The organism is Mesorhizobium sp. URHB0026 (genome assembly GCF_054059755.1).
On the sequence record NZ_JBSSCN010000001.1, the window covers coordinates 1,060,068 to 1,069,325 of the forward strand.

A 9,258-nucleotide genomic window follows, 5' to 3' on the forward strand; every position below is an offset into this window, starting at 1 on the left:
CCCGCTCGAAGCGGGCTATTTTGTTGCGTTGGCGAAAAGCCTATTCCTCGTCGGTATCGGTGTCCTTCGACTTCAGCGCCGACAGCTTGGCGAAGACGGCGTTTGCATCGAGCTCCGCATCCTCGTCCTTCGGCTTCTCCGGTGCAGGCACCAACCGCTCGGTCAATGCCGCCGGCAGCAGCGTGTCGCCGACCGGCTGCGCCTGCTCGCGGCCGCGCGAGGCGCGGTTGACTTCCATATCTAGGTCGATCTGCGAGGCGAGACCCAGCGTCACCGGGTCCATCGGCTGCAGATTGGCCGAATTCCAGTGTTTGCGTTCGCGGATCTGCTCGATTGTCGACTTGGTGGTGCCGACGAGGCGCGAAATCTGCGCGTCCTTCAGTTCGGGATGATTGCGCACCAGCCACAGAATGGCGTTCGGCCGGTCCTGGCGCTTCGACAGCGGCGTATAGCGCGGGCCTTTGCGCTTGGATTCAGGCACCCGCACCTTGGGATCGGAAAGCTTCAGGCGCTGGTTCGGATCCTTCTCGGCGCGCGCGATCTCGTCGCGGGTCAGCTGGCCGGTCATGATCGGATCCATGCCCTTGATGCCTTGCGCTGATTCACCGTCGGCGATCGCCTTTACCTCGAGCGGATGCAGCCCGCAGAACTGCGCGATCTGCTCGAAGGAAAGCGCGGTGTTGTCGACCAGCCAGACGGCGGTCGCCTTGGGCATCAGCAGCGTATTGGCCATGTGCAAAATCCTTCTCGTTCGCCCGCGTTCCCGCGCGGGCGGTGGTTTTAGAGCCACCAAAATGGGAAATTCGCGGCCTGTATAACCGTTCCAGACTGCTTTCGCAACGTTTTTGGAAGAGCTGGAAACGACCTAACCAGCCAACGCAGCGGTAGCGCTAACGTTTGCCACGGCGGTCCAAACCCTGCCATGGCACTTGCTGCGGAGCGCCATGGCAAATCACGCCGGAGCCGAGATGAATCCAAAGCTCCAAAAGACAAAACCCGCCGGACAGGGTCCGGCGGGTTTGGAACCGGCGACGACAAGCGTCTGCGGCGGCTCTGCATTGCGACCCTGCCATTCGGCGGGTCGCGCTTGCAATCAGATCGCCTGACGGGCGATCCGCTCGATGTCGCCGCGGTTGATGCCCAGGTCGCTGAGCTGACGTGCGTTGAGGCGGTTCAGTTCGCGAAGGGTCTCGTTGTACATGCGCCAGTTACGGAAAGCACGGATCGGGTTCATGGTGGTCCTCCTGAATTGGGTTCGTTTCCATGATGCTCAAATAGTGATCATCGAGCGGGACTTGAACAGCCGATTTTGCATAGCAATGATGCAAATGCTGCATTGCACCATTAAGTTTCTGTTCATCTTGTAAGCAGGGGCGAAGGGCGCTGGCCGGACCGTGTCGATATCCGGTCAGGCCGAGCCGAAAATGCTGGCGTGTTAGCCGACGTCGAGCACGATCTTGCCGATATGTTCGCCCTCCTCCATCCGCTCATGCGCGCGCCAGGCGTCGGTGAGCGGGTAGATCATGTCCATCACCGGTGCCACCTTCCGAGTGCCCAGCAGAGGCCACACCTGTGCCTCCAGCGCCGCCGCGATCGCCGCCTTGAATTCGACGGTGCGCGGCCTGAGCGTGGAGCCCGTATGGGTCAGTCGCTTGACCATGATCTTGGAAAAATCGGCACTGGCGACAGCACCTGCCTGAACCGCGATCTGCACGATCCGGCCCTCGACAGCGGCGGCCTCGTAGTTTCGCTGGACATAATCGCCACCGACCATATCGAGGATGACGTTGGCGCCTCGGCCTTCGGTCGCCTCCTTGACCGCGGTGACGAAATCCTGCTCGCGGTAATTGATCGCACGGTCGGCACCGATCTTCAGGCAGGCGTCGCATTTCTCCTGGGATCCGGCGGTGGTGATCACATAAGCGCCGAAGACCGAGGCGAGCTGGATCGCGGTGGTGCCGATGCCGGACGAGCCGCCATGGACGAGCAGTGTCTCACCCTTCTTCAGGCCGCCCCGTTCGAACACATTGTGCCAGACGGTGAAATAGTTTTCCGGCACCGCCGCCGCTTCCGTGTGGGTGAAGCCCGCCGGCAGTGGCAGAACGCTGCCTGCATGAACCCTGACATATTCGGCATAGCCGCCGCCGGGCGTGAGCGCGCAGACCCTGTCCCCGATGCGCCAGCGCGATATCTGGTCACCAAGGGCCGCCACTTCTCCCGACACCTCGAGGCCCGGCAGGTCCGATGCACCGGGCGGAGGCGGGTAGGCCCCCTTGCGCTGTTGCACGTCCGGCCGGTTGACGCCGGCGGCATGCACCTTGATCAGGATTTCGCCGGGGCCGGGCTGCGGTACGTCGCGCGTTTCCGGTTTCAGCACCCGTGGGCCACCCGGCTCCGAGATAGCGATCGCCGTCATCCGTGCCGGAATTTTCTGTCCGCTCGCCATGAAGTTTTCCGTCTTTCCTCGCCGCACTCTTACCGGCTGTTTGCATCGACGTCCTTGCCCTATGTATGCTCATTGCCAAATCAGGCAAATGGCCAATCTGGTCTGGCGGAGGAGGAGCAACCATGGCGATCTTCGACGACGAACCCAAGAAGAAGGCACGTCCGCACGAGATCGGGCAAGACCTGTCGCTGCTTTCCGTCGGTGAACTGTCCGAGCGCATCGGCATCCTGCGCGACGAGATCTCCCGGCTGGAGGCCGAACTCAAGACCAAGGACACCACCAAGTCGGCTGCCGAGGCGCTGTTCCGCCGCGGATAAAAAATCCCTAGGTCGCCGCCGAAAAGCCCGAATGCGACTGTCTTCAAATCGCGTCCCGCCCAGTCCCCAGCCGGATCAAAAAATGCTCGCAGCCTACAGACCGATCCTTTCCCTGCTTCGCGGCACTGCCTTTCTTCTGGCTGCATCGGGACTGCACGGGCTGCTGTTGCCCTTGCGCGGCCAGGTGGAAGGGTTCTCGACCGCTTCGCTCGGCCTGATGGGCACGGCCTGGGCCGGCGGCTTCGTCACCGGCTGTTTCTTTGCGCCGCGCATAGTGCGCCGCGCCGGACATGTGCGCGCCTTCGGCGCCTTTGCCGCGTCCGGCGCCATCGTGGCACTGCTCACGGGCCTGGTCATCGACGAATATATCTGGATCCTGCTGCGTGCCTTCACCGGTTTTACCATGGCCGGCGCCTTCATGGTCATCGAGAGCTGGCTGAACGAAAAGGCCACCAACGAGAACCGCGGCACCGTCTTCGGCCTTTACATGATGGTCACCTATGCCTCGATCATGGGCGGCCAGATGATCGTCGCCGGCGGCGACGTGAAATCGGCGTCGTTGTTCATGATCACCGGCATCCTGTTTTGCCTGTCACTGATCCCGACCGCGGTGTCGACCGCCTCGCATCCCAAGCCGCTGCAGGACGTCAAGCTCGACGTCAAGGGACTCTACGCCAACTCGCCGGTGTCGGCGATCGCTTGCCTTTTGATCGGCATCGCCAACGGCGCCTGGGGCACGCTCGGCGCCGTCTACGGCGCGCGCATCGGTATCTCCACGGCCGAAATCGCCTTGATGATGAGCCTGGTGGTCGTCGCCGGTGCTGCCATGCAACTTCCGGCCGGGCGCCTCTCCGACAAGACCGACCGCCGTTTCGTGCTGGCCGGTGCCGCCTTCGGCGCGGCGCTGTTTGCGCTTCTCATCTTCCTGTTCGAGCCGCGCTCGGCGGTCTTCGTCCTCGTCTTCACCGCCGCCTATGGCGCTTTCGCCTACACGCTCTATTCGATCGCCGTGGCGCATGCCAACGACCACGCCCGGTCGGAAGATTTCGTCAAGGTATCGGGCGGGCTGCTGCTGCTTTACGGCTTCGGCACCATGATCGGGCCATTGCTGGCCGCCGCCCTGATGGGCTGGATGCGCCCGGAGGGCCTGTTCCTGGCGACAGCCTTCGCGCATCTGTCGCTGGCCGGCTACACGCTGCTGCGCATCAGCCGCCGCGCGCCGGTGCCGATCGGAGATCGCGATGCCTTCAAGACGCAGCCGGCCGACCGTTCGGTGACCCCCGAAGCATTGCGGCTCGATCCGAGAAGAAAAGCAGAAGCAAACAGTTGAGATTTGAAAAACTTTGCCTCACAAATGAGGCATGATGTTTTCCGACGCCTTCATGGCGATCGCCGACCCCAATCGGCGCCATCTTCTGGAAGAACTTCGACGCGGTCCGAAGACCGTCAACGAATTGGCGGCCGGGCTGCCAGTCTCCCGCCCGGCGGTATCACAGCATCTGAAAGTGTTGCTCGACGCCGGACTGGTCAATGCCAAGGCTGAAGGCACGCGCCGTGTCTATATGGTGAGCAATGCCGGCTTCCTCAGACTCAACATCTGGCTCGATCAATTCTGGGAAGCCTGATCCTCTTCGATCGGCAGCCACAATATTTAGGTTTCCATCCGCAAAAACTTGCCGAGCAGATCGACCAACACCCTGGTCCCATGCTCGCGTGTGTCGGACGTGTCATGGCCATCGAGGAAAGCGCCCTGCTCGGTCAGCACCAGGCGCGTGCCCTTGTCCTCGGCAAAAAGTTCGATCGTGGCCAGCGACACCGAAATTCTGATATTGCCGAACAGCATGTCGTAGCTGTAGACGATGCGCTGATCCTGCACGATGTCCTGATAGGTGGCGGTGTAGACATGCATCGGCCCATCCTTTGGCCCACCAGCGTTGATCTCCTTGCCGCCGACGCGAAAGTCCATCTCGAAGCGGCCAGGCATGGGATTGTCTGGATCGGTGAACCATTGTCGCTTGGCGTCAGGGTTGCTAAGCGCGAAGAAGACTTTCGCCGGCGCGGCCGGATAGAAGCGCTCGATGACAAAAGTGGAATGAACGACGGAACGTTCGGTCACGGTTGGGTCCTCGTTGGTCAGCTTGATGGATTCTGCGGAATGAAGGTGCCACCGCGATAGCTCGCGCCGAAATAGACCTCGACGCTGCGCAACTCGTCGCCGCGAAACGAATGCAGTTCGGTGTTGCGAAAGGTCTTTCCTTCAAGCGTCTCGCAGCTGTATCGAACGAATACGTCATTGCCGTCTTCGCAGATCCGCTCGATCGTCATCGACCGGAACAGCTTGCCGTTCGGCCAGCAGCGCTCGAAATAGGCCTTGCGATCGATGGCGTCGTCATAGGGGCTGGTGAAGGTGAAATCGTCGGCCAGGGCCGCCTCCATGACGGCGCGGTCGCCGGCCTGAAAGGCCGCGAAATAGCCGCGGACCAGATCGGATTTTCTCTTTGACATGGCATGCTCCTCTTCATTTCTCCGCAAGAAAGTCGCCGAGCCTATCCAGCCGGCGTTCCCATGAGAGACGCCGCTCGTTGATCCAGTGCTCGGCCGCGCGCAGTGCCTTCGGCTCGATCTGGCAGGTGCGCACCCGTCCCACCTTTTGCGTGCGCACGAGGCCGCTCGCCTCCAGGAGATTGAGGTGCTGGATCACCGCCGACAGCGACATCGCCAGCGGCTCGGCCAACTGGCTCACCGACGCCGGGCCGCGTGATAGCCGGTCGACCATCTGCCGCCGCGCCGGATCGGCGAGCGCCTGGAACATCAGGTCGAGTTGGGCGGGATCGTGCAACATTGCGATCAGCCGTTGTTGTAGGGAAAGAACTTGAAGTAAGGCTGCGCCTCCTCGATCACCCTGGCGAAGGCGGCGCGCCGCAGCAGGCGGTCGTGATAGCGCTTCACGGCGGGATACCTATCGCCGAACGGTTCGACCTTGTTGGCATAGAAGAGCGCCGGAGACGCCGCGCAATCGGCCATGGTGAAGGCATCGCCCACAGCCCATTCGCTCGACTGCATCTCCCGTTCGATGATGGCGTAGGAATTGCGCAACTGGCTCCGCGCCTGTTCGACACCGAATGGATCGGTGTTGTCGAGGGGCCGCAACCTGTCGCCGACGATCTTCTGCATCGGCTCCTGCACATAGAAATCATAGAAGCGGTCGGCTTGGCGGACAGCCAGCCCCAGGTCGACGTCGGCTGGAATGAGTTCGGCCGGTCCCGGATAGTGCGCGGCCAGATATTCCACGACGATGGTCGATTCCAGCACCGTCCGGTCACGCGCGTCGTCGCGCAGCGCCGGCATCTTGCCGGTCGGCGAAACCTTCAGAAAGGCCGCGCGCGATTGCTCATCGCCTAGATCGACGACGACAGACGCAAATGGCGTGGCGTTCTCATAGAGCGCGATCAGCGGCTTCCAGCAGAAGGAGGCCAGCGGATGGAAATGCAGCGTCAGGGACATTCTTGTGCTCATCTGTTCTGCGGCAACACTGAAGCATTTCCTTAACTATTGCGGCAGGCCTCGCTCGTCAAGGGCCGCCCGCGAAGTCTCAGCTGGATCGAACATGCTCGATGATGGCAGCTTCAAAATCAGGCCAGTCATCCGGATGCAGTTCGTGACCGCCGCCTTCGACACGAATGAGTTTCGCGCCGGCAACAGCTTGGGCCAGGGCCTCGCCATGCTCGACCGGAAAGATCGGATCCGACGTGCCGTGGATGACAAGAAGCGGCGCCGCCAGTTCGTGCAGACGACCCTTCCATCGGTCATTGCCGTTGAGCATGAAGTGATTGGTGGCGCTGAGCAAGCCGCCGGACCTGGTATAATCCCGCTCGATGAATGCCCTCATCCCGGTCTCGTCGAACAGATGCGCGGTGCTGGCGATCGCGCGTGCATCGCTGACCATGAAGTCGATGACTTGGCGGCGGTCCGCCCAGTCGACTTTGGCCCCATAGGCCGAATGCTCCATATAGGCGTCGGTCGTTTGCGGCAGATGCGAAGTGTCGGTGCCCACGGGCGAACTGCTGATCACGGTCAGCGAAGCGACGCGCGAAGGGTGCCGGAGCGCGACAAGCTGCGCGATCATGCCGCCCATCGACATGCCCGCGACATGCGCATTGCCGATGCCATGGCTGTCGAGAACGGCTATCGCGTCGTCAGCCATGTCGTCGAAAGTGTAGGGCGGCTGTCCCACCGGATATTTGGTCGACCGGCCGGTATCGCGATTGTCGTAGCGGATCACGTAAAGGCCGGCATCCGCGAGCTTCCGGCAAAACGCCTCCGGCCACCACAGCATCGAGGCCATCGCGCCCATGATCAGCAGCAGGGCGGGATCGGCCCGATCGCCAAAGGCTTCGGATACGATCTCGGGACGATCATTGCTCGTCATTTCATGGCCTCCTAAACTGATTGCATTTTGCAATCGGTTGCACGATATTAAAACCGATACGATAATGCAACCGGTTTTGTGGAGAAAATCGGATGACCCTCGATCGCCGGTCCGGCTGCCCGATCAACCTTTCGCTCGAGGTGTTCGGCGACCGCTGGAGCCTGATCATCCTGCGCGACATGATTTTTGGCGGCAGGCGCCATTTTCGCGAGCTGCTCAACGGGTCGATGGAAGGCATTGCCTCCAACATCCTCGCCGACCGTTTGAAGCGGCTGATGGAGCTCGGCATGCTGACCAAGGCGGACGACCCCAGCCACAAGCAGAAGGCGATCTACAGCCTGACCGAGATGGCCATCACGCTGGTGCCCATCCTCGCCCATCTCGGCGCCTGGGGCCGCGTCTGGCTGCCGACCAGCGAGGAACTCTCGATCCGTGCCGAACTCCTGGAAAAGGGCGGCCCTCCAATGTGGGAGAAATTCATGGACGAATTGCGCGATGAGCATCTCGGCACACCCCTCGATACTGCGGCCGGCTCCTCCGTCCGCGCGACGCTGCAGGCCGCCTATGAAGCGGTGGTTACCGAAAAGGCCCGCAACACCAGCCCGGCTGCCTGACCAACTATTTTCCCCGTTGAAAGGCCGGCTCTGCTACAAAGGATGGAAATCACACTTCACGGGATAGGATAGACTCTTGGTTGAGAACTCTAGGGACACTGCCCGCGCGCGTGCCGATCTGCGCTTCAAGAAGCAGGAAGAGGCGGCGACGGTCCGGCAGAAAGCCATGGCCGAATACGTCGCCGAGAGCGATGCCCGCAAGGCCAAGACCGACAAGCTGCGGGCGCTGCGGCTGGCGAAGGAAGCCGAAGATCTAGCCAACGCGCCTGCTGCACCTGCCAAGAAGCCGGCTCGCGCCAAGAAAAAATAACCCCGTCTCTCTGCCAATGCCTCGTCCTGGATCGAGCGGTCGTGACGCATCCGACAGGCGCGCCTTTAATCCCGCTGCTTCGCAGGAAGCAATTTCAACCGAAAGCGGGATTGCCTGGTCCGGCTGGCAGGCGATGATTGGGCTGTTCAACAGGAGATTGCCATGACCGCGCTGTCGCTCGAAAAAGCCGTCGAGATCATAAATGCCGCCTTCGCCAGGGGCGCCGATCTCAACCTCAAGCCGCTCGGCGTCTCGGTGCTCGACGCTGGCGGGCACCTGGTCGCCTTCCAGCGCCAGGACGGAGCCTCGTTCCTGCGCCCGCAAATGTCGGCCGGCAAGGCTTATGGCGCGCTGGCGATCGGCATGGGCTCGCGCAAGGTCGAGGCCTTCGCCAAGGAGCGCCCGCATCTGGTTGCCGGCATTTCCGACGTTTCGGGGGGACGCGTGCTGCCGGTCGTCGGCGGCGTGCTGATCCGCGACAAGGCAGGGAGTGTCGTCGGCGCTGTAGGCATTTCCGGCGACACGTCGGACAATGACGAGGCGGCCGCGATTGCCGACATCGAAGCCGCCGGCTTCACCGCCGATCCGGGCTGAGGCTCCGGTCTAATTCAAATTGATGTCGCGGCTGGCCGACCGCATCGACACCGCGAACCCGGCCAGCACGTCGAACAGCGCGATGATCATCAGCGTGAAGAAGATGGAGTGCGCGGCACCCTTCACCAGCAGGAACTCGACCAGGAAGGCAACGAAGACAAGCGTCGACAACAGATGGTCCATGATCGAGGCGGTGGTTGTGCGCGCCGACTTCACCATTTCAAGGAAGAGAAAAATCAGCCCGATCAGCACGATCAGGTCGCCGAGCGTCATCGAGAACACCCCGCCCGACATCATGCGGAACGAGAACATCTCGCTCGCCCACGGATCGTCGCCGCCGCCGAATATACCGAGCAGGCCGAGATTGTAGAGCACGAAAGGCACGATCAAAAGCGGGACGGCACCGAACATCTGGCGTCTCCATATGGGGGCACCTTCTGTAGAATGCCCCACAGGCACGGCGTCAAGATTTTTCGTGCACGGCCGCAAACACGGTCGAATACCGGATGCAATAACCATGTCAGCCGGTTGCCCGGCCGACATGAAAA

General features: G+C 61.9%; 15 protein-coding genes. 6 read left to right on the forward strand and 9 right to left on the reverse strand.

The annotated features are described in order from the left end of the window. Positions 1-40: 40 nt before the first annotated feature. The 3 genes from ACVWWD_RS05320 to ACVWWD_RS05330 all read right to left on the reverse strand — a co-directional run bounded on the left by ACVWWD_RS05320 (position 41) and on the right by ACVWWD_RS05330 (position 2,446). Positions 41-733 carry a DUF1013 domain-containing protein gene (locus ACVWWD_RS05320; protein WP_023773976.1) on the reverse strand — a complete coding sequence of 231 codons (693 nt, stop codon included), beginning with the start codon at positions 731-733 and terminating at the stop codon, positions 41-43. A 360-nt stretch (positions 734-1,093) separates the two neighbouring features. Then, a complete protein-coding gene (locus ACVWWD_RS05325) occupies positions 1,094-1,234 on the reverse strand; it encodes a DUF1127 domain-containing protein (RefSeq protein WP_352550696.1) in 141 nt (46 codons plus the stop codon). A gap of 201 nt (positions 1,235-1,435) precedes the next feature. After that, positions 1,436-2,446 carry an NAD(P)H-quinone oxidoreductase gene (locus tag ACVWWD_RS05330; RefSeq protein ID WP_352550698.1) on the reverse strand — a complete coding sequence of 337 codons (1,011 nt, stop codon included), beginning with the start codon at positions 2,444-2,446 and terminating at the stop codon, positions 1,436-1,438. A gap of 122 nt (positions 2,447-2,568) precedes the next feature. On the opposite strand from ACVWWD_RS05330, the gene ACVWWD_RS05335 reads away from it, so the two are divergent. The 3 genes from ACVWWD_RS05335 (at position 2,569) to ACVWWD_RS05345 (ending at position 4,388) form a co-directional block, all read left to right on the forward strand. Then, the gene (locus tag ACVWWD_RS05335) at positions 2,569-2,763 is read left to right on the forward strand and encodes a DUF1192 domain-containing protein (protein ID WP_023773972.1); all 195 of its coding nucleotides are present in this window, start codon (positions 2,569-2,571) and stop codon (positions 2,761-2,763) included. Positions 2,764-2,845: 82 nt separating this feature from the next. Beyond that, on the forward strand, positions 2,846-4,093 hold the full coding sequence (locus ACVWWD_RS05340; protein WP_023773971.1) for an MFS transporter: 1,248 nt from the start codon (positions 2,846-2,848) through the stop codon (positions 4,091-4,093). A gap of 31 nt (positions 4,094-4,124) precedes the next feature. Beyond that, positions 4,125-4,388 (forward strand): ArsR/SmtB family transcription factor, encoded by a 264-nt coding sequence (locus ACVWWD_RS05345; RefSeq protein ID WP_352550700.1) that lies wholly within the window; start codon positions 4,125-4,127, stop codon positions 4,386-4,388. Positions 4,389-4,414: 26 nt separating this feature from the next. Here the strand turns inward: ACVWWD_RS05345 and ACVWWD_RS05350 are convergent, their stop codons facing one another. The 5 genes from ACVWWD_RS05350 to ACVWWD_RS05370 form a co-directional block, all read right to left on the reverse strand. Further along, on the reverse strand, positions 4,415-4,879 hold the full coding sequence (locus ACVWWD_RS05350; RefSeq protein ID WP_352550702.1) for an SRPBCC family protein: 465 nt from the start codon (positions 4,877-4,879) through the stop codon (positions 4,415-4,417). A gap of 17 nt (positions 4,880-4,896) precedes the next feature. Next, entirely contained in the window at positions 4,897-5,268 is a 372-nt protein-coding gene (locus ACVWWD_RS05355; protein WP_352550704.1) for a nuclear transport factor 2 family protein, read from the reverse strand. Positions 5,269-5,281: 13 nt separating this feature from the next. Then, entirely contained in the window at positions 5,282-5,605 is a 324-nt protein-coding gene (locus tag ACVWWD_RS05360) for an ArsR/SmtB family transcription factor (protein WP_031241517.1), read from the reverse strand. Positions 5,606-5,610: 5 nt separating this feature from the next. Then, positions 5,611-6,267 carry a glutathione S-transferase family protein gene (locus ACVWWD_RS05365; protein WP_352550706.1) on the reverse strand — a complete coding sequence of 219 codons (657 nt, stop codon included), beginning with the start codon at positions 6,265-6,267 and terminating at the stop codon, positions 5,611-5,613. 88 nt (positions 6,268-6,355) lie between these two features. Beyond that, positions 6,356-7,192, reverse strand: coding sequence for an alpha/beta fold hydrolase (locus ACVWWD_RS05370; RefSeq protein WP_352550708.1), 837 nt, complete (start codon positions 7,190-7,192; stop codon positions 6,356-6,358). A 92-nt stretch (positions 7,193-7,284) separates the two neighbouring features. Here ACVWWD_RS05370 and ACVWWD_RS05375 point away from each other — a divergent pair, with 92 nt between their 5' ends. The 3 genes from ACVWWD_RS05375 (at position 7,285) to ACVWWD_RS05385 (ending at position 8,710) form a co-directional block, all read left to right on the forward strand. Beyond that, entirely contained in the window at positions 7,285-7,806 is a 522-nt protein-coding gene (locus ACVWWD_RS05375) for a winged helix-turn-helix transcriptional regulator (protein ID WP_352550710.1), read from the forward strand. A 76-nt stretch (positions 7,807-7,882) separates the two neighbouring features. Next, positions 7,883-8,116 (forward strand): hypothetical protein, encoded by a 234-nt coding sequence (locus ACVWWD_RS05380; RefSeq protein ID WP_023773965.1) that lies wholly within the window; start codon positions 7,883-7,885, stop codon positions 8,114-8,116. A 162-nt stretch (positions 8,117-8,278) separates the two neighbouring features. Continuing rightward, the gene (locus ACVWWD_RS05385) at positions 8,279-8,710 is read left to right on the forward strand and encodes a GlcG/HbpS family heme-binding protein (RefSeq protein ID WP_457102942.1); all 432 of its coding nucleotides are present in this window, start codon (positions 8,279-8,281) and stop codon (positions 8,708-8,710) included. Positions 8,711-8,719: 9 nt separating this feature from the next. Here the strand turns inward: ACVWWD_RS05385 and ACVWWD_RS05390 are convergent, their stop codons facing one another. Further along, positions 8,720-9,121 (reverse strand): hypothetical protein, encoded by a 402-nt coding sequence (locus ACVWWD_RS05390; RefSeq protein WP_023773963.1) that lies wholly within the window; start codon positions 9,119-9,121, stop codon positions 8,720-8,722. Positions 9,122-9,258: the final 137 nt, after the last annotated feature.

Coding starts and splice junctions, on each gene's coding strand:
- ACVWWD_RS05355 (WP_352550704.1), bottom strand. CDS start 5,268: ATGTCAAAGAGAAAATCCGATCTGGTCCGCGGCTATTTCGCGGCCTTT.
- ACVWWD_RS05385 (WP_457102942.1), top strand. CDS start 8,279: ATGACCGCGCTGTCGCTCGAAAAAGCCGTCGAGATCATAAATGCCGCC.
- ACVWWD_RS05360 (WP_031241517.1), bottom strand. CDS start 5,605: ATGTTGCACGATCCCGCCCAACTCGACCTGATGTTCCAGGCGCTCGCC.
- ACVWWD_RS05370 (WP_352550708.1), bottom strand. CDS start 7,192: ATGACGAGCAATGATCGTCCCGAGATCGTATCCGAAGCCTTTGGCGAT.
- ACVWWD_RS05320 (WP_023773976.1), bottom strand. CDS start 733: ATGGCCAATACGCTGCTGATGCCCAAGGCGACCGCCGTCTGGCTGGTC.
- ACVWWD_RS05375 (WP_352550710.1), top strand. CDS start 7,285: ATGACCCTCGATCGCCGGTCCGGCTGCCCGATCAACCTTTCGCTCGAG.
- ACVWWD_RS05330 (WP_352550698.1), bottom strand. CDS start 2,446: ATGGCGAGCGGACAGAAAATTCCGGCACGGATGACGGCGATCGCTATC.
- ACVWWD_RS05340 (WP_023773971.1), top strand. CDS start 2,846: ATGCTCGCAGCCTACAGACCGATCCTTTCCCTGCTTCGCGGCACTGCC.
- ACVWWD_RS05335 (WP_023773972.1), top strand. CDS start 2,569: ATGGCGATCTTCGACGACGAACCCAAGAAGAAGGCACGTCCGCACGAG.
- ACVWWD_RS05365 (WP_352550706.1), bottom strand. CDS start 6,267: ATGTCCCTGACGCTGCATTTCCATCCGCTGGCCTCCTTCTGCTGGAAG.
- ACVWWD_RS05345 (WP_352550700.1), top strand. CDS start 4,125: ATGATGTTTTCCGACGCCTTCATGGCGATCGCCGACCCCAATCGGCGC.
- ACVWWD_RS05325 (WP_352550696.1), bottom strand. CDS start 1,234: ATGAACCCGATCCGTGCTTTCCGTAACTGGCGCATGTACAACGAGACC.
- ACVWWD_RS05390 (WP_023773963.1), bottom strand. CDS start 9,121: ATGTTCGGTGCCGTCCCGCTTTTGATCGTGCCTTTCGTGCTCTACAAT.